General features: G+C 68.1%; 25 protein-coding genes and 2 pseudogenes. 13 read left to right on the top strand and 14 right to left on the bottom strand.

Going from position 1 to position 26,666, the window contains the following annotated elements; translation table 11 throughout:
* Positions 1-181 precede the first annotated feature (181 nt).
* The 4 genes from UA74_RS15295 (at position 182) to UA74_RS15280 (ending at position 5,636) form a co-directional block, all read left to right on the top strand.
* Complete coding sequence (locus tag UA74_RS15295) at positions 182-1,009, top strand: alpha/beta fold hydrolase (RefSeq protein WP_075743854.1); 828 nt, start codon at positions 182-184, stop codon at positions 1,007-1,009.
* Positions 1,010-1,723: 714 nt separating this feature from the next.
* Complete coding sequence (locus UA74_RS15290; protein ID WP_075740895.1) at positions 1,724-4,825, top strand: Tn3 family transposase; 3,102 nt, start codon at positions 1,724-1,726, stop codon at positions 4,823-4,825.
* 97 nt (positions 4,826-4,922) lie between these two features.
* Positions 4,923-5,216, top strand: a complete 294-nt coding sequence (locus tag UA74_RS15285) for a hypothetical protein (RefSeq protein WP_075740894.1) — start codon at positions 4,923-4,925, stop codon at positions 5,214-5,216.
* A gap of 90 nt (positions 5,217-5,306) precedes the next feature.
* Positions 5,307-5,636, top strand: a complete 330-nt coding sequence (locus tag UA74_RS15280) for a hypothetical protein (protein WP_075740893.1) — start codon at positions 5,307-5,309, stop codon at positions 5,634-5,636.
* A 93-nt stretch (positions 5,637-5,729) separates the two neighbouring features.
* On the opposite strand, the gene UA74_RS15275 is transcribed toward UA74_RS15280, so the two are convergent.
* Positions 5,730-5,954: a hypothetical protein gene (locus UA74_RS15275; RefSeq protein WP_075740892.1), complete on the bottom strand. Its 225-nt coding sequence runs from the start codon at positions 5,952-5,954 to the stop codon at positions 5,730-5,732.
* Positions 5,951-6,391, bottom strand: coding sequence for a hypothetical protein (locus tag UA74_RS15270; protein ID WP_075740891.1), 441 nt, complete (start codon positions 6,389-6,391; stop codon positions 5,951-5,953). Before UA74_RS15270 ends, UA74_RS15275 begins: the two co-directional genes overlap by 4 nt.
* A gap of 217 nt (positions 6,392-6,608) precedes the next feature.
* Between UA74_RS15270 and UA74_RS15265 the strand changes: the two genes are divergently transcribed.
* Positions 6,609-7,565 carry a tyrosine-type recombinase/integrase gene (locus UA74_RS15265; RefSeq protein ID WP_075740890.1) on the top strand — a complete coding sequence of 319 codons (957 nt, stop codon included), beginning with the start codon at positions 6,609-6,611 and terminating at the stop codon, positions 7,563-7,565.
* 133 nt (positions 7,566-7,698) lie between these two features.
* Here the strand turns inward: UA74_RS15265 and UA74_RS15260 are convergent, their stop codons facing one another.
* From UA74_RS15260 to UA74_RS15250, 3 genes are all read right to left on the bottom strand, one after another.
* Positions 7,699-8,070 carry an inorganic diphosphatase gene (locus UA74_RS15260; RefSeq protein WP_198043040.1) on the bottom strand — a complete coding sequence of 124 codons (372 nt, stop codon included), beginning with the start codon at positions 8,068-8,070 and terminating at the stop codon, positions 7,699-7,701.
* Between the two features lie 74 nt (positions 8,071-8,144).
* On the bottom strand, positions 8,145-9,428 hold the full coding sequence (locus UA74_RS15255; protein WP_075743852.1) for a radical SAM/SPASM domain-containing protein: 1,284 nt from the start codon (positions 9,426-9,428) through the stop codon (positions 8,145-8,147).
* Positions 9,429-9,456: 28 nt separating this feature from the next.
* Positions 9,457-11,016 (bottom strand): B12-binding domain-containing radical SAM protein, encoded by a 1,560-nt coding sequence (locus UA74_RS15250; protein ID WP_198043039.1) that lies wholly within the window; start codon positions 11,014-11,016, stop codon positions 9,457-9,459.
* A 904-nt stretch (positions 11,017-11,920) separates the two neighbouring features.
* Here UA74_RS15250 and UA74_RS33590 point away from each other — a divergent pair.
* On the top strand, positions 11,921-12,694 hold the full coding sequence (locus UA74_RS33590) for a hypothetical protein (protein WP_232237777.1): 774 nt from the start codon (positions 11,921-11,923) through the stop codon (positions 12,692-12,694).
* Entirely contained in the window at positions 12,580-12,861 is a 282-nt protein-coding gene (locus UA74_RS34270; protein WP_404799980.1) for a DUF4158 domain-containing protein, read from the top strand. Before UA74_RS33590 ends, UA74_RS34270 begins: the two co-directional genes overlap by 115 nt.
* 19 nt (positions 12,862-12,880) lie before the next feature.
* Here the strand turns inward: UA74_RS34270 and UA74_RS15240 are convergent, their stop codons facing one another.
* Positions 12,881-13,639: an SDR family NAD(P)-dependent oxidoreductase gene (locus UA74_RS15240; RefSeq protein WP_083684065.1), complete on the bottom strand. Its 759-nt coding sequence runs from the start codon at positions 13,637-13,639 to the stop codon at positions 12,881-12,883.
* A 149-nt stretch (positions 13,640-13,788) separates the two neighbouring features.
* On the opposite strand from UA74_RS15240, the gene UA74_RS15235 reads away from it, so the two are divergent.
* The 4 genes from UA74_RS15235 (at position 13,789) to UA74_RS15225 (ending at position 16,208) form a co-directional block, all read left to right on the top strand.
* Entirely contained in the window at positions 13,789-14,442 is a 654-nt protein-coding gene (locus tag UA74_RS15235; RefSeq protein ID WP_075740888.1) for a TetR/AcrR family transcriptional regulator, read from the top strand.
* A gap of 229 nt (positions 14,443-14,671) precedes the next feature.
* A complete protein-coding gene (locus tag UA74_RS33585) occupies positions 14,672-14,953 on the top strand; it encodes a DUF4158 domain-containing protein (RefSeq protein ID WP_232237776.1) in 282 nt (93 codons plus the stop codon).
* Positions 14,848-15,213, top strand: a complete 366-nt coding sequence (locus UA74_RS33580; RefSeq protein WP_232237775.1) for a DUF4158 domain-containing protein — start codon at positions 14,848-14,850, stop codon at positions 15,211-15,213. Before UA74_RS33585 ends, UA74_RS33580 begins: the two co-directional genes overlap by 106 nt.
* Before the next feature lie 116 nt (positions 15,214-15,329).
* Complete coding sequence (locus tag UA74_RS15225) at positions 15,330-16,208, top strand: MerR family transcriptional regulator (RefSeq protein WP_075740887.1); 879 nt, start codon at positions 15,330-15,332, stop codon at positions 16,206-16,208.
* A 212-nt stretch (positions 16,209-16,420) separates the two neighbouring features.
* Here UA74_RS15225 and UA74_RS15220 read toward each other — a convergent pair whose 3' ends face one another.
* The 4 genes and pseudogenes from UA74_RS15220 to UA74_RS15200 all read right to left on the bottom strand — a co-directional run bounded on the left by UA74_RS15220 (position 16,421) and on the right by UA74_RS15200 (position 20,884).
* Positions 16,421-17,152, bottom strand: coding sequence for a M23 family metallopeptidase (locus UA74_RS15220; protein WP_232237774.1), 732 nt, complete (start codon positions 17,150-17,152; stop codon positions 16,421-16,423).
* Between the two features lie 924 nt (positions 17,153-18,076).
* Positions 18,077-19,057: pseudogene (locus UA74_RS33575) on the bottom strand (collagen-binding domain-containing protein); the annotation flags it as partial.
* Between the two features lie 89 nt (positions 19,058-19,146).
* Positions 19,147-19,398, bottom strand: a pseudogene (locus UA74_RS33925) (collagen-binding domain-containing protein); the annotation flags it as partial.
* Between the two features lie 850 nt (positions 19,399-20,248).
* Positions 20,249-20,884 (bottom strand): GNAT family N-acetyltransferase, encoded by a 636-nt coding sequence (locus tag UA74_RS15200; protein ID WP_075743850.1) that lies wholly within the window; start codon positions 20,882-20,884, stop codon positions 20,249-20,251.
* A 310-nt stretch (positions 20,885-21,194) separates the two neighbouring features.
* On the opposite strand from UA74_RS15200, the gene UA74_RS15195 reads away from it, so the two are divergent.
* Both UA74_RS15195 and UA74_RS33570 read left to right on the top strand, forming a co-directional pair.
* A complete protein-coding gene (locus UA74_RS15195) occupies positions 21,195-22,343 on the top strand; it encodes a coiled-coil domain-containing protein (protein ID WP_075740886.1) in 1,149 nt (382 codons plus the stop codon).
* Positions 22,344-22,366: 23 nt separating this feature from the next.
* Positions 22,367-22,513, top strand: a complete 147-nt coding sequence (locus UA74_RS33570; protein ID WP_404799979.1) for a CGNR zinc finger domain-containing protein — start codon at positions 22,367-22,369, stop codon at positions 22,511-22,513.
* Between the two features lie 87 nt (positions 22,514-22,600).
* Here UA74_RS33570 and UA74_RS15185 read toward each other — a convergent pair whose 3' ends face one another.
* From UA74_RS15185 to UA74_RS15170, 4 genes are all read right to left on the bottom strand, one after another.
* Entirely contained in the window at positions 22,601-23,545 is a 945-nt protein-coding gene (locus tag UA74_RS15185) for a nitroreductase/quinone reductase family protein (protein ID WP_075740885.1), read from the bottom strand.
* Positions 23,546-23,895: 350 nt separating this feature from the next.
* Positions 23,896-24,807 (bottom strand): helix-turn-helix transcriptional regulator, encoded by a 912-nt coding sequence (locus UA74_RS15180; protein WP_075740884.1) that lies wholly within the window; start codon positions 24,805-24,807, stop codon positions 23,896-23,898.
* Positions 24,808-24,847: 40 nt separating this feature from the next.
* Complete coding sequence (locus UA74_RS15175; RefSeq protein WP_075740883.1) at positions 24,848-25,639, bottom strand: SDR family NAD(P)-dependent oxidoreductase; 792 nt, start codon at positions 25,637-25,639, stop codon at positions 24,848-24,850.
* Positions 25,640-25,773: 134 nt separating this feature from the next.
* Positions 25,774-26,577 (bottom strand): NAD(P)H-binding protein, encoded by an 804-nt coding sequence (locus UA74_RS15170; RefSeq protein WP_075740882.1) that lies wholly within the window; start codon positions 26,575-26,577, stop codon positions 25,774-25,776.
* Positions 26,578-26,666 lie beyond the last annotated feature (89 nt).

The raw sequence follows: 26,666 nt of genomic DNA, 5'->3' as shown, positions 1-26,666 counted from the left end.
ATCGGGTTCGTGATCACGGTGTTCGGGTAGTCGGTCGGGACAGCAACCGAGCAGGCGAAACGCGGGCCGGTGGCGACAGGCCTGGTGCACGAGGTGCGGCTGCCGTTTGCCGTGGCGGACGTGACGAGCTCGATCACGAGCCGCTTCGTCACGGGCCGTTGCGACGAAGGAGGTGCTGCTGATGAGCACGATCACGACCAACGACGGCACGAAGCTCTTCTTCAAGGACTGGGGAGTGGGGACGCCAGTCGTCTTCTCCCACGGCTGGCCTTTGCACTCCGACGTGTGGGATGACCAGCTGAACGTGGTCGCCGAGGCAGGCTACCGCGCGATCGCACACGACCGGCGGGGCCACGGCCGGTCCGAACAGACCTGGACCGGCAACGACATGGACACCTATGCCGACGACCTCGCGAGCGTGATCGAGCAGCTCGACCTGCACAACGTGATCCTGGTGGGACATTCCACCGGCGGCGGAGAAGTGGCCCGCTACATCGGGCGCCACGGCACCTCACGAGTGAGCAAGGCAGTGTTGCTCAGCGCCGTCCCGCCGTTGATGCTGCGCACCGAGGGCAACCCCGAGGGCACCCCGATCGGCGCCTTCGACGACATCCGGGCTGGCATCCGCAAGGACCGGTCACAGTTCTACCGGGAGTTGAGCGAGCCCTTCTTCGGCGCCAACCGGCCGGGCAATTCCGTGACGCAGGGGGTGAGGGACGCGTTCTGGTTGATGAGCATGCAGTTGGGCATCAAGGGCGCGCTGGACTGCGTCAAGGCGTTCTCCGAAACGGACTTCACCGAGGATCTCGGTCGGTTCGACGTCCCGACGCTGATCATCCACGGTGACGACGACCAGATCGTGCCGATCGATGCCGCAGGACGGAAGTCCGCCGCGATCGTCCCGGACGCGACGCTGAAGGTTTATCCGGGGGCGCCGCACGGGCTCGCGAGCGTCGAGGGCTTCAAGGAGACCTTCCACTCCGATCTGCTCGAATTCCTCCAGAACTGACCCGGCCGGGTCTTCACAGCGGGACGAGAGCGGCACTCCGACGGCGCGGATCGAGCCGTAGCGGACGACGGTCTCCCGCCAGTCGTTCGACGCCTCATGACTCAGGGCCTCGTCGTGGATCGCCGTGACGGCCACAGATCACCGTGCCGTCTGTGTCGTGGTCCCAGGTCGTAGCGATCTTCGGCCGGCCCTGGACGCCAAGGGGAGGGCCGGCCTGCGGCGCCCGGCGGCCGCACGTCACTGTGCACCTTCCAACGGGTGCCGACCTCGGCACCGGAGTCGATCACTGTGCCGGTCGCTCTGGTTGTTCGGTCGGCTCCGACCAGGCTGCCCCTATCCACCGGCGCTGACCATCCCCGGAGTTTCGTCAGGTTTCGTCAGGCTCCTTTCGGCCCTGGTCAGGTTGGTACCCCTCACCACGGCGATTTCGTTCGTCTGAACCCTCCGTTCGCGATCTTCTCGCAGCACATTGCTGTCGACCGGGGGAGGGGAGTGACTCGGCCTCCCATGTCGGCGCACTGGGGCCGGCATGGCTCACGACCTTCGGTGTTCCGCGTGAGCCTTGGCGTTTGAGGAACATTGGAACGAAAACCAGCGCTAAGCCTGAATCGTGTCTTGACCTGCTGTTTCGTGAGTTGACCGGCCCTGCTGCGTGGTGCTGAGGTTCGTTCCGGTTCCGCCGCGGTGGGCGGTTGCAGTAGCAGGAGAGATGCGTTGCCGGTTGAGTTCCTGTCCGACGATCAGGCGTCGGCGTACGGTCGTTTCCCGAGCGGGTTCACTCGGGCCGAGTTGGAGCGGTACTTCTTCCTCGATGATGTGGACTTGGCGCTGATCGAGTCGAAGCGCCGTGATCACAACAGGCTCGGCTTCGCCGTGCAGTTGGCCACGGTTCGGTATGCGGGCGGTTTTCTGGATGATCCGCTCGATGGGGTGCCGGTCGAGTTGGTGGATTACCTGGCGGAGCAGTTGGGGATCGCTGATCCGTCGTGTGTGAAGTCCTATGGGGATCGGGAGATGACCCGGCTGGATCACGCCAGGGAGATCCGTGAGGCCGATGGCTGGTACGAGTTCGGTGGGTTCGCGGGCGAGTTGGGTGATTGGGTCGAGGGACGGGCGTGGACCACCGGGGACGGGCCGAAGGCGTTGTTCGATGCCGCAGTGGGCTGGTTGCGGGATCGGCGGGCGTTGCTGCCGGGGGTGAGCACGCTCGTGCGTCTGGTGGCCGGCCGTCGTGACGCGGCCACCGGGCGGTTGTGGGACACGTTGTTCGTGTTGCTGACCGACGAGCAGAAGGCGCTGTTGGACCGGCTGTTGGAGGTTGCCGACGGGGAGCGGTTGTCAGCCTTGGACAAGCTGCGTCGGCCGCCGACCCGGGTGTCGGGCCCGGCGATGATCGGTGCGTTGGAGCGCGCGGCGGAGATCCTGGGGTTGGGGTTCGGCGGGGTGGACGCCTCGGTGGTGCCGCCGCGCCGGTTGGCGGAGCTGTCGCGCTATGGGATGGAGGGCAAGGCCACCCTGCTGCGGCGGCATCCGGATTCCCGCCGGTTGGCGACGTTGTTGGCCACTGTGGTGTATCTGCAGACCCGTGCGGTCGATGACGCGCTGGACCTGTTGGATGTGCTGATCACCAGCAAGCTGTTGGCGCGGGCGGAGCGGGAGTCGAACAAGCTGAAGGTCAAGACCTGGCCGAAGCTCGGGAAGGCGTCCATCCGGCTCGCTGCGGTGGTCGGGGTGTTGATGGAGATCACCGGTGCCGGTGAGGACCTCGCTGCGGACGCCGGGCGGGAGGATGTGGCGTTCGAGCCGGTGAGCCTGGCGCAGGTGTGGGAGCAGATCGAGGCGGTGGTGCCGCGCGAGCAGATCACCAAGGCGTTGACCGACATCGTGGCGTTGGCAGGGCCGGCGGACGAGGATGCCGACGCGGCGTGGCGGGCTGAGCTGGTGAAGCGGTACGCGACGGTGCGACCGTTTCTGCCGCTGCTGTGCCAGGTGATCGCGTTCGGTGCCGCCCCGGACGGCGAACGGGTGTTGCGGGCGTTGACGGCGCTGCCCGGGTTGTGGGGCGGTGGGCGTAACAAGGTCGGCGTCGAGGAGATCGACCAGGCCCTGCTGATCGGCTCCTGGCGCAAGCTGGTGCTGTCCGGGCCTGAGCTGGAGCCGGGCGCGGTGGACTGGCGTGCCTACACCTTCTGCGTGCTGGAGCAGTTCCACCGGCATCTCAAGCGGCGTGACATCTTCGCCGTGAACTCCTCCAAATGGGGTGATCCGCGGGCGAAGCTGCTGGCGGGGGACGCCTGGTCGGCGGCGAAGCCGTTGGTGCTGGCCAGCCTCGAGTTGCCGGAGGACCCGGCGGAGCATCTGGCCGAGCGGGCGCGGCTGCTGCACGACACCTACCTCGACGTCGCGTCCCGGTTGCCGGGCAACGCGGCGGTGAGCTTCGACGACGACGGGCGGCTGCACCTGAAGGCGTTGCTGGCCGAGGCGGACCCGCCGAGCCTGGTCGACCTGCGCGAGTTCACCCACCGGATGCTGCCTCGGGTCGATCTGCCGGAGGTGCTGCTGGAGGTGTTCTCCTGGACCGGCGCGGATGCGGCGTTCACCTCGATCACCGGCGGCGAGGCGCGCCTGTCGGAGCTGAACGTGACGATCGCGGCGCTGCTGGTCGCGGAGGCGTGCAACATCGGCTGGCGGCCGGTGACCAAACCGGGCGTGGCGGCTCTGACGCGAGATCGGCTTGCGCACGTCAACGCCAACTACCTGCGGCTGGACACGATCAGGGCTGCGAACGCCGCTCTGATCGACGCGCAGGCCGCTATCGGGCTGGCCGGGCTGTGGGGCGGTGGTCACGTCGCGAGCGTGGATGGGATGCGGTTCGTCGTCCCGGTCAACACGGTGCACGCCGGCTACAACCCGAAGTACTTCAAGGCCCGCAAGGGCGCGACCTGGCTGAACATGGTCAACGATCAGGCCGCCGGGCTCGGTGCGAAGGTGGTGGCCGGTACCCCACGGGACAGCTTGTATGTGCTGGACGTGCTCTACGACCGCGACGGCGGCGTCCGCCCGCAGACCATCGTGACCGACACCGCATCTTATTCGGACATCGTCTTCGGGCTCCTGTCGCTGGCGGGCTGGACCTACGCCCCGCAACTGGCCGACCTGCCTGATCAGAAGCTGTGGCGGGTGGACACCCGCGCCGACTACGGACCGTTCAACACCGCCGCTCGCGGCCGGGTCGACCTGGAACGGATCGCCCGGCACTGGGAGGACATCCTGCGGGTGATCGCCTCGATCCACACCGGCGCGGTGCGGGCGCACGACGTGATCAGGATGCTGTCCCGCGACGGCAACCCGACCCCGTTGGGCGAGGCGATCGCCCACTACGGCCGCATCCACAAGTCCCTGCATGTGCTGCGCATGGCCGACGAACCCGACTACCGCCGCACGATGAAGTCCCAGGGCAACCTGCAGGAAGGGCGTCACGCCCTCGGCCGTGACATCTTCCACGGCAAGCGCGGTGAACTGCGGCAGCGCTACTACGAGGGCATGGAGGACCAGCTCGGCGCGCTGGGTCTGGTGCTCAACGCACTGGTGTTGTTCAACACCCGCTATCTCGACGCCGCCATCACCCACCTGCGAGAGGGCGGCCACGAGGTGCGTGACGAGGATGCCACCCGGCTATCGCCGTTCCGACACCGCCACATCAACCTCTTGGGCCGCTATTCGTTCTTGCTGCCCGCCGACCTCGCCGGCGGCCTGCGGCCCCTGCGCGACCCGAACGCGCTCGCCGAGGAGAGCGACGAGGACGACCCCGAATGAGCGGGTCGTGGTGTGGTCCGGTCACCGGACGGTGGTCGGGCCGCAGCCGCGTTCGCGGGCCTGGTCCAGTGGCGGGCGGTCTTGGGACGATGCCGGGATGGACGAGACCGAGAAGTTGGATCACCAGATGATGGTCATTGAGTTGTGTAACGGGTTCACGCCGCACGATCACCTCGCTCTCGCTGCGTTGAGCGGTGAGGAGCTGGTGGCGCAGTACGAGGCGCGGCTGGCGCTGCACGAGTACGTCGATGCCATGTGGGAGCAGGCCAAGACCGACGGGCACGATCCCGCCAATGACCCGCGGTTCTCCGCCGTCGCCGGTCTGCGTGACCTGACCGCCGAGCTGCTGGGCAACGCCGACAACGCCGGTGGTGGGCCGGTGAGGCGCTGAGTCCGCGCAGGTGACGGCGGGATGCGTGAGGAACCTGCTGCTCATCCTCCCCGTTGGGGTCGAGGCAGCCGAACCGAAGGAAGGATTGGTGTGACCGCACCCGTTGAACTGGTGATCCACTACCTCGCCGTGGACGAGCAGGGCAGGGACGACGCGAACGTCCTGCTCATGGCCCCGCACACTCCCTTGCAGTATCCCGACTCGATGACCGGGACCGGTGGTGTCGTCGTCGTGCCCCGGGTCGGGGAGACCATCACCGTCCGGACTCGCCGGTACCACGGCGACACGCTGGGCGATGAACGTAACGAGACCTGGGAAGTCGTCGGAGTGCACTGGACGATGTCCGACATCTCCCGCGCGAAGAAGACTCCGACACAGGTCGCCACACTCCGGGTGCAGCCCAGCGCGCTCGATCGCTGAACCGCCGCCCGGCGGCGGTTTCGAACCTGGACGGCCCGGCGGGGACGTGTCACCCGAGCCGTCCAGGTTCCGTTCTCGAGATCAGCATGGTGGTCAGGCCGCGTGGGTGCGGGGCGCCACGCGGAAAGGGTGCGGGTAGCGCGCGGCGCAACGAGTACAGCAGGCCGCGTACAGGCAGGCCAGCCCGCCGGGGGTGGCGGCAGGCAGGACGTCGATGAGGGTTCCGTCCTCCAACCGGACGGCCAGGGCCAGCCAGGCAGGTTCGCACGTGCAGGCCGCGTCGGGCCGGGGCCGGAGGCCGCCCGGGAAGCCGATCACGACGATGTCCCGTCCGCGTCGGCCTGGTCACGGCGGCGCAACTTCGCGCCGATGCGCCGGGCAACCTCCACGATCTCCTCGTCGTCGTAGGCGGTGCGCACCCCGGAGACCGACATGCCGGCGGCCTGGGCGAGGGTGTCGAGGGTGTAGGGGCGGGGTTCGACGAACTCGCGGCCGTAGGCGATCAGCAGTCGCAGCCGGTGTTCGGCGGCACGGATCTCGGCGCGTGCGTCACTGATCTCGCCGAGCAGGGGGTCGACGTCGGCGCCGTCCCAGGCGGCCTCCATGTTTCCCCGGAGCCGTTCGCGGTCGTGCTCGACGTCGGCGGTCTGGTCGGAGAAGACATCGAGCGCGCCGTCGGGCGCGTCCTCGCCAGGGTGGTCGGGCAGCGGGTGCACGATGCCACACAGATCACTAAGAATGTTTCGCATCACCATGAACGACACAATACGCATAGTTTTGCGGCCATCGCAAATGTGCGACGCGAGGCGCAACCTTGCGCTATATGGGCAGGCTGCGTGGAGCTACCGGATAACGGTTCCTTATCCGGTAGACCGATCGACATTGGTGATAGTCGACCTGGAAGGATCACGCGGACGCGGATACGTGACTCGTGCGTGTTATCCGGTAGGTCTAGGCGAGGAGTGGCGGACGATGGCGGCGACGGTGACCGCACTCGACACTCGACGATCCGGAACGGGCACGGTCGGCGGACCGACCGTGCGCGCCGCCATCGACGCCTTCCTCGACTCGCCGAAGGTCACGAGCAACCGGCACACCCTGCGTGCGTATACGAACGTGCTCGACCGGGCAGCCGAGTTGCTCGGCCCGAACCGGCGGCTGGCCGACGTCGCAGACGACGAGCTCGCCACCACGCTGAGCCAGCTGTGGGGCACGGCGAAACCGGCAACCTGGAACCGCAACCGCGCCGCCGTCGGTTCCTGGCTGACCTGGTGCGCCACCAGACAACACTGGACCGCACCGGCAGTGCCCGCGGCCGCCGAACGGCGGCGCGAGAACAACGACGACACCAAAGCCGTGTCGCGGTCCCGGATCGATCGGCTGTGTCGACGCCGGAATGTCCCACTCCGGGAGAAGACCTTGTGGCGGATGCTCTACGAGTCCGCCTCCCGAGCCAGCGCGGTGCTCGCTCTGAACATCGAGGATCTGGACCTGGCCAACAAGCAGGCCCGGATCACCGTCAAAGGCGGCGACACCATGTGGATCACCTGGGGCACCGACACCGCACACCTGCTGCCCCGCCTCATCGCCGGTCGTGAACACGGGCCGCTGTTCCTGTCGGAACACAGGCCCGGCCCGCACCGCCGCGCGACCACCGACACCCGCGACATCTGCCCCGAGACCGGCCGGGCCCGACTCGGATACGACAGAGCCCGAATCCTGCTCGGCCACCACGGAGACGGCCTTCGCCTGCACCAGCTTCGGCACAGCTCGGCCACCCATCTCGGAGACGCCAACGTCTCCGCCAACGTCATCATGACGAAGACCGGCCACAAGTCCCTGCGGTCGGTCCAGCGCTACGTCAAACCCGGCCTCGCCGCCGTCCACGAGGCCACCGAGACATTGTCCGGCCCCCGCCGACGCGGCTGACCAGCAGCTACGGAGCGCCGTGACAGTTGAATCCGCGAAGTCACGAGGGGCCCACCGCTACATGCCTGGCCGGAGGTCACCATGCTTGAGTCGGCGGCAGGACGTGCTTGCGGCGCCACCCGAACGGGACGGTTCAGCTTATGGAGTGGCGGACGATGTCGTACCGACCGGGGAGTTCTTGAAAGGCGACCAGGCGGTGGATGTCGTCGTCGGTGAGGTCGGTGTCGTGGTCGTCGACGACGACGAGCTTGTCGTCGTCGTCGTCGTGGCGGTGGATGACGGCGATCACGACGCCGTTGGCCTGCTCGACAGGGGTCGTGGTGAGGTAGTAACCGTCGAGGTCGTCGCCGTCGGGTGCCGGGACACCGGGCAGGTAGCCGTAGTTCACCGGGTAGCGGTAGCCGTGCCGGGGGTGGCGGCTTCCTGCGGGCCGGTCGATGCGCAGGCTGACCCGTTGGTGCAGGTAGGCGGTGGCCAGCCGCAGCGACGCCGAAGGCACGATCACCCGGCCATCGTCCCACCGAAGCGGACCGCCGGCCGTGCCGGGTTGTGTCCCCGGCCCGGCCGTCGGCCGTCGTTCTAAGGGGTAGAGGTCGCGGGTAACGGCTTGCCGATCCACGTGCAGAGGTAGTCCATGTGGACGAGTCGCTGGTCGGTGGGCAGGGTCGGGTTGGTCGGGAACGGTGCGGTCGGTGCGATATCGACCGGGCAGTAGGGGTCTTGGACGAACAGGCTTCGTTGGCCGGTGGTGTGGGCGTGGTGCAGGTAGGAGCGCCCGGCGCAGCCGCCTCGGCAGGAGGCCAGCAGGGGGCAGCCTGCGCAGCCGGGAATGGCCTCGGGGTGGGCGTTGCGTCGGCGGAACGTCTGGAACTGAGGCGAGCGCACGATGTCGTGGAGGTCGTCGGTGACGAGGTCGCCGACCTTGTAGTCGTGCAGGTAGACGCACGGCGAGACGGGGATGCGCCCATCGGGGGTGATGGAGTGGATCCGGAAGGACGTCCTCCCGCACGGACAGCCGCCCGCGCCGGCGAAGTCGGTGACCGCTGCCAGCGGGGGTTCACCGAGATCGATCGGGGAGCACTGCGCCATCAGCCGGGAGAATCCGGCGTAGTATTGATCGGCGGGCAGAGCGCTGTCCATGTGGCGTGCCTCAACCGGTTTCAGCGGGTTGATGCGGATGTGTGCGTCGTTGTCGCGGGCCAGGGAGACGAGGGCGTCGATGCGGTCGTCGGTGAAGTTCCATGCCATCGCGCACATGATCACGCTGTGGGGGATCCCATGGTCGCGGCAGATCTCCAGTGCTCGGACGGCTTGCTTGAAGAGTTTCGCGCCCCGGTTGGCGTTGTGCTCGTCCGGATACGGGGAGTCGAAGGAGACGTCGACGTCGTTGAGGCGTGCGAGGGCGTGGGCGTGGTCGCGTTCGAGGTGGGTCAGGGTGATGCCGGAGGTGGTCAGGCCGACCAGTATCCCGGCGTCGGCCAGGCCGTGGATGATGCGCGGCAACAGGGTGTTGACGGGGTTGGGACCGTTGGTGAACAAGGGTTCGTTGCCGCCGAGGTTGACCGTCTCGACACCGTTGGCGGCGAGCTGCTCGATGACGCGATCGACGATGGCGGGGGTGAAGTCCATGCCCTTCTCGCGTGCCGACATCGAATAGCAGTGTGTGCAGCGGTAGGGGCAGTCGTTGCCCAGGGTCCAGCCGATGTTGCGGATCTCGATCGGACATTCGTCCAGCTCGGTGTGCTCGATCGGTCCGACTCCCTGGCGCCGGAAGTGTTCGGTCGCATCGACCAGCGGAGTCAGCGGAAGCCGCCGCTGGCCGCTGTTGGGCTGCCACGGGAACACGGCATCTGTCGTGGACATGAAGTCCTCCCTGATCACGGTGGTGGTGTCAGCACAGAAACGGGTTGTCCTCGGCGTCGTAGACCAATCCAGCCCGTCGGTAGGCATGCTCGACTCGGGCGGTGGCGCGGACATAGAACGGGGCGGTCTCCACGATCCGAGCTTCGGTGAACTCCACGGTCTCGGCGACGCAGGCACCGGCGTGGACCAGGTCGAGGACCGAACGAAAGAACCTCAGGTCTTCTTCGCGCAGGGCTACGCAGAGCTGGTGAAACTCCGGACGTTCCCGTGGGGCGAGGGCTTTGGGCGCGGCCAGGGGATCGACGGTCTGGTCATAGATCCGGGCGTGACTGCGCTGCCAGCGCTTCAACGCGGCATACGCCGCCGCAGCAGCCGGATCCGCCACCGCATAGACCGCGTTGCCCAGACCCGCCGTGCCCGCAGCGGCCGGCCCGGCCTCCAGACGTCCGGTGCGAGCCAGCGCACGGGTGTAGGCGGTCCCGGCCGCGGCATACATCTCGGTGAACACACCCTTGGAGATCGTCCAGGAGAACCGGGCCATCCCGGCCCAGTTCTCCTCCAACTCGCCCGTCGTGGTGGCGTGGTCGAACAGGATGTGTCCGGCCTGCACGTACATCCCGGCCAGCCGGAATGCCTCCAGAGCGGCGACGTTGTTCTCGACGCGGGAGCGCTTGGCCATCCTCCGCAGCGCGGTGGGCGAGAAGTTCTCGATCCCGCAGGCGAACGACCAGAATCCCGCCCGTCGCAGCTCGGCGAGCACCGCGTCGTCGACCCGATCGGCCCGGATCTGCCCCCGCAGCGCCACCCTCACACCACGCCGGGCGATCTCGTCGGCTAACGCACTACACCAACTCAAGTCGCGGGGCGGCTCCAGCAGGCTGTCGTCGATGACCTTGACGTGCTCCACCCCACGAGCGGCCAGTGCCGCCAGCTCGTCGACGACCCCGCTGATCGACCGCTGCCTCCAGGTCGGCCCGCCACCGAGACGTTCGAACGCGACGATCGAACAGAACGTGCAGCTGGCCTGGCAGCCCCGCGAGGTCTGCACATGCACCGGGCTACGGCGGGCCAACGTGAGACCCAGCGTGTCCCGCGCAGGCATCGGCACCGTGTCCAGATCGGCGATCAGCGGCCGGGCAGGACGATGAACGACGCCGTCACCGGCCCGGAAGCTGATACCCAGAATCGAGTCCAGTACGGGTGTGCCATCCCGGTAGAACCGGGCGAGCTCGACGACGGTCAACTCCCCCTCGCCACGCACCACGACGTCGAAACCCGCAGCGAGGAAGTCCCCGGTGTGAAAACTCGGGCCGAACCCTCCGGCCACGATCGGAACGTCCGGCATCCCAGAACGCACCAACGCGGCGGTCGTCACCGCCGAGTCCATGTTGGACCGATAACAGGCGAACCCGACGAACAGCGGCACGGGCCCGCTCATGACCGCGCTAGCCAGTTGGGAAGCCGTCAGCCCGGCCAACCAGCCGTCCAACACCCGGACCTCGAACCCATCCTCCCGCAGCACCGCCGCCAGATACCCCAGCCCCAGGTTCTCCTCGGCCGTGCGATGCGTGACAGGAGGCGGCGTCACCAACACCACTGGCCTGACAGAACCAGCTGAGACCGGCCCCGACGACCGGTCACCTCCGAACAGCGTCCTCGTCATGGGGTGCCCCCTACGGACTCAGCACTACCGCTCGATACCCGCCGATGATCAACCGACTGTAATGACATGTCGCCCTATTGGCTACGGAACGTGAAAGTTCACTAAGCAAATACGGCCGCCAACCCCACCGGCTCCCGGAGCCGGGCCACTCCAGCCGGATGCCAACCTGGCGAACTAGGCGCCGCATCGCGATCTATCCGCCGACCACATGAAGAAGCCAGCTCCCTGATAACCACCGCTGCTGCAGGGCGGGCGGACAAGCCACCATCCAGCACTCCCGTTACTGAAACGTTGCATACCGATGGATAACGGTCAGCGGTCGAGTCCCTGACCAGCGCAACGAGGGCTTAGCGCTGGTTTCCGTTCCGATGTTCCTCAAACGCCGCCTTCGAGCAGGGCCTGGCCGAGGCGGGCGACAGAAGTCGTGGGCGCCGCCCCGTCGCGTCGTTTGGCGAACTCCCGGATCACTCGGCCACACCAGAGTCCTGACCCGACTGCCGAGTTCCACTCCGCTCCCGCGCCTCCGGTAGTCGCCACCATCCTTTCATTACGTTTGCTAGTTACGTTTCAAACGAAACGATATGACTGCGAAACGCCTGGTGATCGCCTCGTCACTCTCGCTGACCGCCGATAAGGTTCACTTATCGGCGGTCAGAAATTTCAGGGTCGGATCGAACACGGCGGCTGTCTTTCGTCGCGGTGACGATGACCGCTGGGGGTCGAGGACCACCGCGAGGCGCTGACGGCCGCCCACGACGAGAAGGCCCCTGTGCGGGGTCGGTCGCCGAGACCGACGAGACCGACGTGCCGGGCTGCGATGATGGTCGGCGTGGAGGACGACGATCGGTACCTGGGCCGGCCCCCCGGCAGTCGGCAGATCTCCGACACAGTCGGCGAGCTGGGCTGGCGGTATGTGCTGGCGGGCCTGCACACCTACGTGCGAGTGGTCTCGTTGACGGAGGCGGCCGAGCTCGTCAGGCGGATCGTGGCCGGTACGGACGGCGATGCCGACGGGCACCTGAGCGCCGACCTCCGCCGGGACCGGCTGATCCTCACGCTGCGGTCGCCTGCCACCGAGTCGGTGACCCAGCACGACGTCGACCTCGCGCACCGGATCTCAGCCCTCGTCGCGGGGGTCGGGCTGCGGACCGACGCCCAGGCCGACGCGGCGGAACGCGGGCCGTACAGGTGCTGGAACTCGCGATCGACGCAATCGACATCGCATCGATCCGCCCGTTCTGGAAGGCCGTCCTCGGATACCGGGACGAGGCAGCGGACAGCGGCCCCGAGGCGGCGCTCGTGGACCCGGTCGGACAACAGCCGGTCGGTCTGGTTCCAGCAGATGACCGAGCCGAGGCCGCAGCGCAACCGGATCGATCTGGACATCTCGGTGCCCCACGACGAGGCGCGGCGGCGGATGGACGACGTCGACCGCGATCTGATCGCGGTCGACGTTCAACGCACCACCAGCTCGGCTTCGCGCTCCAGATGTGCACGGTGCGCTACATCGGCCGGTTCCTCCCGGACGACCCGCGTGACGCGCCGTGGCCGGTGGTCGAGCACCAGGCCGCGCAGCTCGGTATCGAGGACCCGTCGGTGGTGAAGCGGTACACCGAGCGGCCGAAGACGGACGAGCACGCGTGGGAGATCAGCTTCACCGCCTCGACCCTGCCAGCGCCCTGCGCTCGCTGCGCGACCCGGACGCGCCCGAGCTGGACGAGGACGAGACCGGCTGGGGGCGAGTCGGGGCCGTCGCTGCCTGCGTCTTGATAGGCCGTCGCCCGGTCGCTCAGAGGAGGGCGCCGCCGGAGACCTCGATTCGCTGGGCGGTGACCCAGCGCAGGCCCTCGGAGGCCAGCGTGGCGATGGCGTCGCCGATCTCCTCAGGTTCGCCGACGCGGCCGAGCGCGGTCTGTCCGGCCAGAGCCTGGCGCATCTCGGCGTCGTCCCGCATCGCTCCACCGTTGAAATCGGTGGCGGTCGGCCCCGGGGCGATGGAGTTGACCCGGATGCCGCGCGGGCCGAGTTCTGCGGCGAGGGTGCGACTCAGGGCTTCGACGGCGGCCTTCGAGGCGGAGTAGACCGAGGTGGCGGGGCTGGTGTGGCGGGTGAGTGACGTCGAGACGTTGATGACGCGGCCGCCTTGGGCCAGCAGCGGCACAAGTGACTGGATGAGGAAGAACGTGCCCCGGACGTTGGTGCCCATCACCGTGTCGAAGTCGTCGATCGCGACGTCCTCCAGCGGTCCGAAGATCCCCACTCCCGCGTTGTTGACCAGGATGTCGAGCCGTGAAGTACCCCAGCGCTCCAGCTGCTCGCTCAGTTCGGAGGTGAAGGACGCGAAAGAGGAGACGTCGCTGATGTCGAGCCGGAGAACAGCGGCAGTCCCACCCACCGCCTGCACCTGTTCCACCGTCTTCTCCGCCCCGGCCGCATCACCGCGGTGGGTGACCAAGACCCGCACCCCGCGTGTGGCCAGAGCGATGGCCGCGCCACGTCCGAGGCCGCGATTCCCACCGGTCACCAAAGCGATCTTGTCGATCGTCATGAACTGTTCCTCCACCGCGCGGGCACCGGAATTCGCCCGGGCGCCACAGATAGGATGCGAGTCACTCGACTCGCCTTGCTCTCGTATCGTATGCAGGACTATCGAGGCGAGTCAAGTGACTCGCCTCGTGTCTGCGGCATACTGTCCGCATGGCAGCAGAACTCTCCGCACACCACCGCAGGCTCGCTCAGCAGAAACGCGAGGCGATCACCACCGCAGCCACAGAACTGTTCCTGGATCGCGGCTACGACGGCACCTCACTAGCCCGGATCGCCGAAGCGGCCGGCGTCTCGAAGTCCACCCTGTTCAAGCGGTTCCCCACCAAGGCAGCCCTCTTCGAGGCCATCGTCACCGAGTCCTGGCAGCGTGACGCAGGCGACGCTGCCGCGCGGCCACAGACCGGAGACCTGCGCTCCGGGCTGACAACCGTCGGCCACCGCTATGCCGACCTGGTCGGCCAGCCCGGCATGACAGCCCTGTTCCGGATAGTCATCGCCGAACTGCCTCGTTTCCCCGAACTGGGACGGATGCAGTTCTCACTCGGCAAGCTGCCCTACTTCACCTCCGTTCAGCACTACTTGGAATCCGAGCACCAGGCGGGCAACGCTGATGTCCCGGACGCCGTGAGCGCCGCGAACCAGTTCCTCGGCATGATCGCCAACTACGTGCTGTGGCCGCGCATGCTGCTGACCGACTGGAACCCCGCAGCCTCCGACATCCACGACGCCGTCGAACAGGCCGTCCAGACCATGCTCGCCAGATACGCCCCGACCGGCCGGCCTGATCCGAGGCCGGAAGGTTGACACTGGCGCGCAATGCGCAACATCCGCGACGCCTCCACTCAGCGGCGCAGGTCGGTAAACGATCGTTTGACGACAGGCGCCGACGTGTCCAATGACGGCCTTGAGGCACAGCCGTACAGCGGTTAACGCTAAGCCGGTGATCATGGGCTTCTAGCACAGCCGATCGGCCTGGCGCGGGGGTTCGGCGGAAGATCGTTGAGTGGCTGCGGGCGTCGTTAGCGTCAGGTCCATGCCAGTGGAGTTCTTGACCGACGAGCAGGCGGCTTCGTACGGGAAGGTCAACGAGGAGCTGACCCGGCCGGAGCTGGAGCGGTTCTTCTTCCTCGACGACGAGGACCGCACACTCATCGCGAAGCGGCGCGCGGTGATCACAACCGGCTCAGGTTCGCCCTTCAGTTGTGCACCGTGTGCTACATCGGCCGGTTCCTCCCGGACGACCCGCTGGACGTTCCGTGGGCGGTGGTGCAGTACCTCGGGGAGCAGCTCGGCATCGAGGACGTCTCGTGTGTGAAGCAGTACACCGAGCGCAAGCCGACGGCGTACGAGCACGCGTGGGAGATCCGGGACGCGTACGAGTATCACGATGCGGAGTGGGCGCGGAAGTTCCGTACGTTCCTGCACGGTCGGGCGTGGACGCACGCCGAAGGGCCGGTGGCACTGTTCAACCAGGCGGTGGGCTGGCTGCGCCGGCACAGGGTGCTGCTGCCGGGGGTGTCGGTGCTGGCCCGGAAGGTGTCGGAGGTCCGTGCGCTCGCGGATGGTTCGTCGTGATCGGTCCCGGCGGCAGCTAGGGCCTGACTCCGATGGCACCTGGATGTGGTTGTTGCACATGCCGTAGCGGCATGTGGTGGAGTCGGGGCACCACAGCACGAAAGGCTCTGTCTGCGATGTACCCCTCCCTCACGCCTCCCCGACAGGTCAAGATCGGTGATGCCGCTGCGTTCGCCGGGATCACCCCACGCGCCATCCGCCACTACCACGAGATCGGTCTGCTGCCGGAGCCCGAGCGCGGCGGAGACGGCCGCCGCCGCTACGGCTATGACGACATGACCCGCCTGCTGTGGATCCGCAAGATGGCTGCTGCCGGTATCAGCCTGGACGACATGCGGGCCGCCTTCGGCGAAGCCCGGGACGAAGCTGGAGACGACGCCCTGGATATCGAGTCGGTCCTGAGCAGGCTGGAGGAAACCTTGGCGGCGCAGGAGGCCGCCATCAAACGTCGGCGCGCGGCTGTCCAGCGCCTGCAGGCGGTGGGCAGCCCGCTGGGGCTGCTCTCCGAACTGGTCACGGACCGGCTCAGCCACCTGCCCCCGGGCGCGTTGCGCCCCTCCGATCTGGACGCCCTGCTAGTCACAGAACGGATCTTCGGGCCGCTGGGCGCCGCCATCCAGGCCGGCACGTTCATCGTGCTGGCCACCCACCCCGACCTTCGGGCCGAGGAGGACCGTCTTGAGGCGGCCGAGGCCGCCCTCGACGACGGCGTCGAACCCGACGACCCGCGCGTCGAAGAACTCGCCGTACAGCGATGCGCTCACCAAATGGCCCTGAATCAGGCCATCGAGGCAGCTGGTCTCGACGCGGCCGAGGAGAAGATCTTCGAGATCTACGACGCCGACCTGAAAGGGGAGGAGGGCACAGAGATGAGTGCCGCCACAGCGATCACCAAGATGCCTTACGACTTCTCTCCTGCCCGGATGCGCTGCGTGGAACTCGCCGGACGGCTCTTCGGCGAGGCCCTTGCCGACGCCCACCCCGCGGACAGCTGATCACGTGCTCGACGTGCTCCACCGCGAGCAGGTAGCCCTGCGTATCCACGACGGCGCGTTCACCGTGATCGTTCTCAGCGCCAACGGCTGTACCGATGTTCCCCGAGGCCGTAGTGGGCGAGGTGCTCTCGGGCAGTGACCCCGGGCGTGGACGCACGAAGACGCCCGCCAGGGTGTCCTGGCGGGCGTCTCGGTGTGGGTGTTCGGTGGTCTTACTGGAGGGTGATGCCGCGCTCGGCGAGCCAGGGCTGGGGGTCGATCTTCTGACCGCCGACCTGGACCTCGAAGTGCAGGTGCGGGCCGGTGGACTGGCCCCGGTTGCCGACCGTGGCGATCTGCTCGCCCGCGGCCACCTGCTGGCCCACCGCAGCGGTGAACGACTCCACATGGCCGTAGACGGTGATCGTGCCGTCCGGCGCCTGCACCCGCACCCACTGGCCGAAGCCCGTGGCCGGGCCCGCGTTGATCACGGTGCCCTCGGTGGCCGCCACCACCGGCGTACCAATCGAGTTGGCGATGTCGACACCGTAATGCGTGGTGCCCCACCGACCACCGAAACCAGAGGTGAACGTGCCCTCCGCAGGCTTCACGAAATCAGGACGCGCCGCCGCCTCCGCAGCCGCAGCCTCCTCCGCCGCCACCCGATCAGCCTCCGCCTTGGTCTCATTCACCAACGACGTCAAACCACGAGCGGGATTGTCATAAAACGCGGGCAGCACCGACTCCGTGCTCTGGACCTCCACGAAGTTGTCGGGACCGCCGTCCTCGGCGGCACCGGCCAGCATCGGCTGGCCACCCAACAGGAACGCACCCGCCAGCGCGGAGGCGATCACGGCCTTACCTGCGCCGCGACGGGAGAACCGGGTCGTGCGGGAAGCTTCAGCGGTCGTGCGCTCCGGGGTCGCCGGGGTGGTGAACTGCCCGTTCAGAGTGGTACGGGGCATCGTCAACCTTTCCTGCGTCTCGGGGAAACGGCACAGCCACTGCGATCGGCGGGGAAAACCGACCGGCCCACACATCCCGGGGGGACTCACTCCCACACGCGGGGGGCCTTGCTTGATGCTTTTCTCGTGACCGGACCGTGACGTACAAGCCAGACCGTAAGCGCCGGTCACCCACCGCTTCCAACATCTGTGACCCAGCACCCCGCCACGCCATAACGACCCACCCGAAACTCCACAGACCGTCACAACACCAGCTCACCCACGTGGCCACAACGACGAGACCTCCGAGCGATCGCCGACCGCTTAGCCCGGCGACAAGCCCCCAGGCACGGCCTCGCGGCACCACACCTGCACCGTCCGCCCCAGTAGTGGATCGGCGCGGCGACGCAGTGTCCTCGGGACTGCCGACGAGCACGCAGCGTCGCTGGTCAGCCGCGCCGGACGGGATCCACGGCGACCGGGGAGCCGCGTTGTGCCCTGGTCGAGGCGCCGGGCCGTCTGGACAACGGGATGGCGTGCAGGCCCCGGGACAGGGGACCCGTGGACGTTCCTCGCTCACCGAGCAGGGGCTCACGCGGAGTGCCGCGACGACTCATCTGGAGGCGTGCAGGCTCGGTGCCTGCTGCTCTGTCCGGTGGAACGCCCGTCGGTAGTCGCTCGGCGACACCTCGAACTGCTTGAAGCAGTGGTGCCGGAGAGTGTTCGCCTTGTCGAGCCCGGCGAGCCGACGGTGCACGGGATGCCGCCAGACGCTGGATCATCTGGCACTCGGTCTAGTCGGGGTGAGGAGTCTCCGCATGACAACGCCCGGTGCGATGTACTCGCACCGGGCGTCAGGGTGTGACGGGACCGGGTCAGCCCCCGTCGCGCCCAAATCGCGTCGCGTTCCAGGAGGCGCCGGAGCGCGACACGGCGGGCACCGCGTCAGGACAGTCGTCGAGGACGTCGCAGGAAGACGAGGACCGAGTATGCGATCAGGACTGCGCCGAGGCCCGCCGTGAAGAGACGTCCGGAACTCGCCTGCTCGACGTGCGCGACGGGGACGACCTGCGGGGGCTCGGGGGCATGCACACTGCCGCCGCCACCCGGCTTGGTCGGCTCCGGCCTCGTCGGCTCACCGGGACTCGTGGGCTCGGTCGGTTCCGTCGGCTCACCTGGTTCTGTTGGTTCCGTGGGCTCGGTCGGGCTCGTGGGTTCGGTCGGTTCGGTCGGTTCGGTCGGTTCGGTCGGCTCCGTGGGTTCGGTCGGTTCGGTCGGCTCGGTCGGCTCCGTGGGTTCCGTCGGCTCCGTGGGTTCGGTCGGCTCGGTCGGCTCCGTCGGGGGGACGTCGTCACAAGTGATCACGTCATCCTCGAAGTACGCGGGGTGTACTTCGCCGCCGCTGACGCCGACCTCCTCGCCACCGTGCTGGAACTCCCGCACCACCACGTTGCCTTCGATGTTGCCTGCGCTGAGGTCGACGAGGCGAGCGTTGGGTGCATAGAAGGTGCCCCACACCGTCCTGCCCGTGCTCGCAGGCAACGTGATGGTGCCGCTGGTGGTGAAGTTCCACAGCATGTGCCGGGAGACCTGATTACCCTGGAAGCCGAGGTTGGGCACGCTGAAGACGTAGTCACCCTCTACCTGGACGTTGAAGATCAGCCAACGGCCTGCGGCCGGAGCCGGGCTGCCGGGAGCCAGATTGATGTTGTCGAGCACGGCGAGCTGATCGGCAGTCAGGTTCAGGATGTTCTGGCCGTCGACCAGCTCGATCGTGGCGTTGGGATCAATGCCGTTCCACGGTCCCGCGCCATTCTGGTCGAGCAGTTCCACCGTCTGCGGACAGCCGGCCAGACCGCTCGCGATACTGCGATACCCCGCGAACAATCCCGCGAAATCGATCCCGCGGGACTCCCGACCGATTCCACCGGCTGATCGGTCTGCACGCTCACCGAGGGCAGGCTGCCCATGACGGTGCCCGCCTCCTGAATGAAGCTGAGGTTGCCTGCGTCGACCACCTCCGCACCGGAGAGGTCACCGATCTTGGCGTAGCTGTTCTGGAGCACACGCAGTTGCCCGTACATCGGGGTGTCGTCGAAGTCGATGCCTCCGCCGACCACGAGCCCCGCTGGGCGAGCGTCACCGGGGGCCACGTAGGTTCCCGGATCGTTCGCAGCCACGTTGTAGGTCCGGAACGACAGATCGCCGCCCAAGGCCACCGGGCCCTCGGTCTCGTTCTCGTAGAGCTGTGCGTCGCCTTCCACCATGACGTTGAACTGGGGATCGACGATCTGTCTCGCGAGCCCGGCGGAGGAGGGGGTCGCCGCCGTGCCGGTGGGCCCGGCAACCAGTGCCGAGCCGAGCAGTGCAGTGCCGATCAGTGCCGTCATCACGGCCAGCGCGGAGCTGGGATCTCGACCGATCCGGGCCCTGGCCATGCGTTTCGGCGACGGTTCTTTCGCAGCGCTCATGACGTTCTCTCTCACCCTTCTCTCGATACGGAGCCGCTTTCTCGGCGCGATCGACCCAGTCAGCACGTCGAATCGCCGAGTATGGCGGATCCTCGAATCCTCGATTCGATACGCCGATGATTTTTCCGAGAGATCCCTGTGTCACCCGGGCCGAGGACGGCACTGGTCAAGTGCAGGCAACTCACAGCGGAGTTATTTACCCGGTGTCGACGGCGGATTCCCAATCTCCCACGGTGTCCGGTGCGGGAGTCTCACCGATTCGAGTCCTGCGGAACAGGGAACCTATTCGTGAATCCCCCTCACGGATCGATTGTTTCGGACACCGTCGGACGATAATCGCCGGATTAGGCTCCGTCCCCGCGCCACGCCCGGCAAACACGATCGATCCGCCGGTCGTGTCAGCTGACTTGGACACTCCTCCGTCGCCGGCTCGAGCCCGGGATGGGAATCGGCGACGAGGGTGGAGCGGACCAGCACCCGGAGCGCGGACCACCCTGCTGAAGGGATCAGCACCATCCCGATGACCAGAGCCACCCCCAGCGGGAGATGGCGCTGGCGTGGGTTGGGCGTCCGTGTCCGCCAGGCGAGCTGGTCCGTCTCGGCACGGGGAGGACCGGTGTCGGCAACCGATACGGCGCGGTCGACGTCAGCCGGAGTCTTGGCCGCGCCAGTGTCGGCCGCGGCGGCGCGTCCGTGAATGCCTGCCGCGTCGGGACTGGTCCGACGGTGCGGATGTCGTGCCGTGGGGGTGGCGGACTGCGAACTCGTGAGCCGTGATGCCCATCAGCACCGGATACTTCACCTCGCCGCGCAGCAGTTCGGTGTCTCGCGGCCTGCCCTCTTCGCGGAAGCCGAGTCCGCTGTGGAGCGACAGGGAGGCGAGGTTGCCGCCGTAGATGCTGACCTCGCACTTCTGGTAACGGCGCCTGCCGAACATGAAGTTGAGCAACACGGTGATGGCGTCGCCCGCGTAACCACAGCGCCGATGTGCGGTCCCGATGCCGATGCCGTAGCTGAACCGACCCGACGCGGCGTCCGTCTGGACGGCGGACATCGACCCGACCAGCATCCGGCCGTAGAGGGTCTCGATCGCGAACCGGAAGTCGTCGCCCGAATCGGAGGGCGCGGTCCGATGCTCCGCCCAGTGCCGGTATCCGCCGATCTGCGAAGCGGGGCTGCGAGTCGAGTCTCGATCGAAACCCGTCAAGGTACGGCGGTCGGCGGGGACGATCTGGCGCAGGCGTACTTTGCGCCCGACCCAGCTCAACGCATCTGTCGGCATCGGACCGGCACGGCCCGACGGGTCCGATCGGGGCGCGTGCATCGTCATCGGCAGGGATGCTACCGGGGCAGCCTGCCCGGACGGAACAGCGCATCGTCCACATCGGACCTCAGCTCGGCTGCGGCGACGCCGGACGCCGCCCCGGCCGGGGCGGCGCATCGAGAACAGGCAGTCCCGTGAACGGCCTGCCGATCGGATCACCCTCGATGAACCATCGCCAGGACGGCACCGGATTTCATCACCACGAACGAATCACCACGCGCGTTTCGTGAGAAACGTCTGCCCACGGCGAACACTAGGCTCACGCCTCATGACCACGCAGGAGCTCCCCGAGACCACGACGGCGACGTCGAGCGAGGCAGCCGCCAAGACGAACACCTGCAACTATCCCGGCTGTGAGCGCGCGGTGCATCGAGGCGCGGGACCCGGCAGACCGTCGGAGTACTGCGATCTTGCGGAGCACACCCGGTGGCGGGCCTGGCGAGAGCGACAGCGGCTCTCCCAGGAGGGGAACGACGTCACGAGTAACGTCACCGTGACGAAACAGGCTGGACCGGTCACCGCCGCGAAGATCAGGGCTGATGACCTGCTGACGCAGTTTCGCGGGTTGGCGACCCAGGTCAGCAAGACCATGCAGCAGGCCGTGGCCGAGCTGAACACCCTGGCCGACCCCGGAGTCGCCGAAGAGCAGATTCAGGCGACGCAGGCCGACGCGACCCGGCGGATCGCCGAGGCCGAATCGGGTATCGCCGAGGCCGAGCGGCGTCGGCGGGCCGCAGAGAAGGACCGCACCGAGGCCATGGCCGCTGCCGACGACGCGAGCGCCGCCGCGGAGCAGGCGGAACGTGCCGCCGAGATCGCCCAGGACGAGCTGCGCGACCTGCAGGGCCGCATGGAAGCGGCGATCCGGCAGGCCGCAGCCGATGTCGAGGCGGCGCGGAACGAGGCCGAGGTGGAGACCGCCCGAATCCGCCGAGCGGCCGACGAGCGAGTAGAAGGCATCCGCGAAGCGGCCGTGCGCGACACCGAGCAGGCCCGCCGCGCCGCCGCTCAGGAGATCACCGAGGCGAGGCGGCTCGCCGCCGAGGAGATCGCGGAGGAGCGCGCCGCCCGAGAGCAGGCCGTGGTGCGCGCAGAGCGAGCAGAGGTGTCCGCTCAACAGGCCGAGCAGACGGCGAGCGATGCCCGCACCGAGGTGGAGCGAGTCCGAGCCGAGCTCGCCGATGCTCGGCGACTCGCCACGACCGAGGCCGAGCGACTGCACGCGGAGGCCGCCGACCAACGCGCCGACCTGCTGCGGGCCGCTGCCGACGCCCGCACCGCCGCCGAAGAACGGCTGCGAGCCTTCGAGGAGGTCCGCGCCCTCGCGTTGGCGCGCGCCGAACGCGCCGAGGCTCAGCTCGACGCGCTGACCGAGCAGTTGCGGCGAGCAGGCGAGGCCGCTGCGGAGACGAACTGACTCCGGCTACGAGCAACGATGCTGTGCGGGCGCCAGCGTCGCTTCGCCCGGACTGCGTCCTGCACTTCCACGACGTCTCCCGCTCGGGCGATCGACGCTGGTGTTCCATGGCCGTGTGTGGAAACCGCTTCCAGGCGCGACGGCACAGCTCCCGGCTCCGTGAACGCTGACAACGGGCCGGAGCCGGTGGGGCGGGGAGACTCCCGTCCCCACCTCCACCCCGGCGTCCCCGCCGAACGGCGGACACCGGCTGCTCGCTAGCGCCCCGGCAGCGGAATCGCGGCCAGGATGGGAAGCACGGTCTCCTCCTCGTAGTCCAGGTGCGCGATCAACTCTCGTGACATGCGGTCCAGCTCCGTGCGGAACCGGCGGGCGTCGGTCGTGCCTATCTCGGTCAGCAGGGTGAGGATCTCCTCCTTGATGCGGCGGACCGTCCGGTGTTCCTCCCGAAGACGGTCCACGGCCGCGCGCAACTGCGGCTGATGCTCGGCGATGGCGGGGAGGACATGCGCGTCCTCACTGGTGTGATGGAACTCCAGCGTCTCGCAGAAGGCCAGGCAGTGCTGTCGGATCTGCATGCCGAGTCCGGGCGCGGGCGGCGCGCCCGGCCCCTGGTGGGCTGCGCGCGCGGCGAGGTGTGCGTCGGTCTCGGCGACAAGGTGCCGCAACTGGCCGCGAAGCCACGCGTGGACTGCCAGGAGCTTGTCGGCGAGGGTGGTGATCCCGCGAGGACTCCCGTCGCCGGTGTGCTCGGCCGAGTGCGCGTCGCCGCGTTCCAACACCACGACCGGCAGCGGGCGGGTGGTGCGGTCCTGATAGTCGCGATAGCCCGGCACCGCCGCCACGACCTGCCGAAACAGACGCTCGCGCCGTGCGCCTTCTGCCGGGACCGCGATCGCCTCGAACGTCTCGGTGCCGATCTCCACTCGGACCGACGGATGAGCGAGCAGGTTGTGATACCAGGCCGGATGGCGGGGCGCGCCGAGGTTGGAGCCGACGACCAGCAGCCGGTCGCCGTCCCGCACATAGCCGAGGGGGACGGTCGACTCACTGCCGGTTCGTGCTCCGGTGGTGGTCAGCAACAACAGGTCGCCGCCCGCCAAGGGGCCGCCGACCGTGCCGCCGTTCGCGCGGAACTCGGTGATGACGGAGTCGTGGAAGGAGTCTCGGGTGACGGAGTCACCGGGGGAGGAGCTGGACATGCGTGTTCGGTTCTCCCGGAAGTCGAGGGGTCGCGTGATCGCGACGAGAAGAGGACGACAGGCGCAGCCGAGATCGCACGGCCGTGCTGTCGCGGCCGAGACCTCGATCGGGCAGCAGAGACCGCCGACCGCCCCGAGGGTTCTGGTCGGTCTAGACGATCGGCGAGGTCATGGACTCGAGACGACGGTGCCGGGCACGGCAGTACGGGAAGGGCGCACGCGGAGGCGCCGCCTGGGTCAGACGCAGGATGCGGAGAGTGAACTCATGACACGATCCCTTGGCGAAGGTGACCGCCCGACTGCCGACCTGCCCACTGCTCTCTGGTCGGCGTCACGCGACACAGAAGCGATTAGAGCTCCTCTGCTCGCCTTGTGTCAAACCCCGACCGGCTCGACGCCTCAGGGGCGCAGGCAGCTTCCGGAACGGCCCAGGCGAGCAGCAGCCGCAGGGCGTCGTGCGAGGGGCTGCCCGGTTCGGCGGCGTACATGAGCAGCGCCTGACTCGGGTCGCCCGCCGCGCGCAGGGTCTCGTACTCCAGTGTCAGCTCGCCTGCCACCGGATGGTGGAACCGTTTGATGCCCGAGGTGCCGTCCTGCACGGGGTGTTGGGCCCACCAGCGGCGGAAGTCCTCGCTCTTCATGGAGAGCTCGCCGATCAGGCCCGCCAGCTGCGGGTCGTCGGGATGCAGACCTGCCTCCATGTGCAGGTATGCCACGTTCTCGCGAGCGCAGGCCGTCCAGTCCGCGTACAGCCGACGGGACTCGGGATTCAGAAAGGTCATGCGGGCGATGTTGCGGTCGGCCGGGTCCAGCTCGGCGAAGTCGCCGAACAGCGCACAGGCGGCGTCGTTCCAGGCCAGGACGTCCATCCGGCGGCCGCGGATCACCGCGGGCACGTCCACCAGTTCGTCAAGCAGCCGTCGGAGCATGGGGCGCACCGTCTGCGGCACGGTTCTGCGGCGAGCGGTCCTTCTGGCGGACGACTGCGGCCTGGCGAGTCGGTGCAGATGCCGGGTCTCCTCCGCGTCCAATCGCAGGGCGCGAGCGAGCGCGTCGAGGACGGCATCCGATGGATTGGCCACCCGGCCCTGTTCCATACGGGTGTAGTAGTCGACGCTGACCCCGGCGAGCTGGGCGATCTCCTCGCGGCGAAGCCCCGAGACCCGACGTCGCCCCCCGATGCTCGGCAGGGAGACGACGTCGGGGCTCAGTCCGGAACGCCGGGCACGTAAGAACTCGCCCATGGTCGACGCGCTGTTCATCGGCCCAGTATGTCCTTCTCTCGGCGTCCTGGATCGAGGCTCAGGAGCCGGGCAGCGCGGTGACCAGTCCGCCGTCCACCAGAAGGTCCTGGGCGGTGATGTAGGAGGACTGTGGGGACAGCAGGAAGGCCACGGCCTCGGCGACGTCCGAGGACTGGCCGAGTCGGTTCAGCGGCACGGTGGCGGCGATGGCGTCCTGCGCCGCCTGTTCAGGGGCGAACCCGGTGAACATGTCGGTGACGATGTAGCCGGGGCTGACCGAGTTGACTCGGATGTTCCGGCCTGCCAGGTCGGCGCCCAGCGTCCGTGCCAGGTTGTGGACGGCGGCCTTGCTGGCCGCGTACACCGGTGCGACGGCCATGCCCCGATGCAGCGTCCAGGAGGCGTTGATCACGATGGAGCCGCCGCCCGCCGCGTCGAGCAGTGGCAGCGCCTGCTGGATGGTGAAGAACACTCCCTTGAAGTTGACGTCGACGACGTGGTCGAAGGCCGCCTCGGAGACCTCCTCGGCTCGTTGGAAAGCGCCCACCCCCGCGTTGGCGAACACGCCGTCCAGCCTGCCGTGCCGCTCCCGAATGACCTCGGCCAGGCCCTCGAGATCGGTGAGGTCGGCCGAGTCCGCGCGCACGGTGAGGAGTCGGGCGTCGTCGGCGGCCCGGCTCAGCCGTTCGGCGGCCGAGGCGAGCCGTCCCTCGTCTCGGCCGGTGATGACCACATGGGCATTGCGTTCCAGCAGCAGTCGCGCGGTGGCCAGGCCCATGCCCGTCGTGCCGCCGGTGACCAGCACTACCCGGTCGCGGAAATCGGGGACTGCGGTGTCGATCTCGGTCATGGACGTCACTCTGGTTCGTGAGCCGCTGTGCACACCAGGTCCGAATCATCCTGGGTCTGGCAGGACCACCCTGACGACCGCGAGCGGCCCGAGACGGCGGCCGCCGGCGATGACGTCAGGGCGGGCCCACGGAGTCAGCGGAAGGAGTCCGCGTTGGCCGCCGCCCACTCGGCGAAGGTCGTGCCGGGGCGCCCCATGAGGTCTTGGAACGTGGTGGTGGACCGGTGAGGCTCGGCCACGAGATCGGCCATGCCGCCGACGTACCAGCTCCCGAACTCGCCCATGGTCGCGGCGTACAGCTCGACCGCCTGTTCGTGGGACAATTCCTCATAGGGAATGTGCCGACCGAGTGCGCGCCCGATGCAGCGGAGCATCTCCGCCCGACTGATCGTCTCCGGCCCCGTCAGCTCGTAGGCCCTGCCCAGGTGTCCGTCCTCCAGGAGCATGGCGGCAGCGACGACCGCGATGTCCTCCAGCGCGATGGCAGCGCCTGCGGAGTCGGGGTAGGCGTCCCGCACGCGACCCGTGTCGCGAATCTGGTCGACCCAGCTCAGCCGATTGGTCATGAACTCGCCCGGTTCTAGATGCGTCCAGGCGATCCCGGACTGTTCGACGGCCTCCTCGATGCAGTACCACCAGGTGTCCTTGCCGCCCGCCACGTCGACGACACGCTCCACGCCCGACGAGGCGGCGAGTCGCATGACCTCGACGACGGTCTTCGGCAGCGGCGCGAGGTACATGCGGTCGACACCCTCCAACGCCCTCGGCAGCGTCTCGACACGCCCGAGGTAGCCCTCGACGACCTCGACCTCCGGGGGCAGGGCCGCCCGCACCGGGTCGGCGGTCAGGACCCGCACCTCGTCGGCGTCCGCCCGTAACAGCTCGTCGACGACCAGCCTGCCGATGTTCCCTGTTCCACCGGTCACCAGGATTCGCATTCGTGCCCTCCCGTTCCTTGCACACCACTAAATAGATCTTCAAGCTACCTTAATGGTCCTTTTGAGGTCCATTCCGGTGCTGTCGGGAA

It is taken from the genome of Actinoalloteichus fjordicus, assembly GCF_001941625.1.
Taxonomy (GTDB): Bacteria; Actinomycetota; Actinomycetes; order Mycobacteriales; family Pseudonocardiaceae; genus Actinoalloteichus_A; species Actinoalloteichus_A fjordicus.
This window is presented reverse-complemented; position numbering and strand designations above follow the sequence as displayed.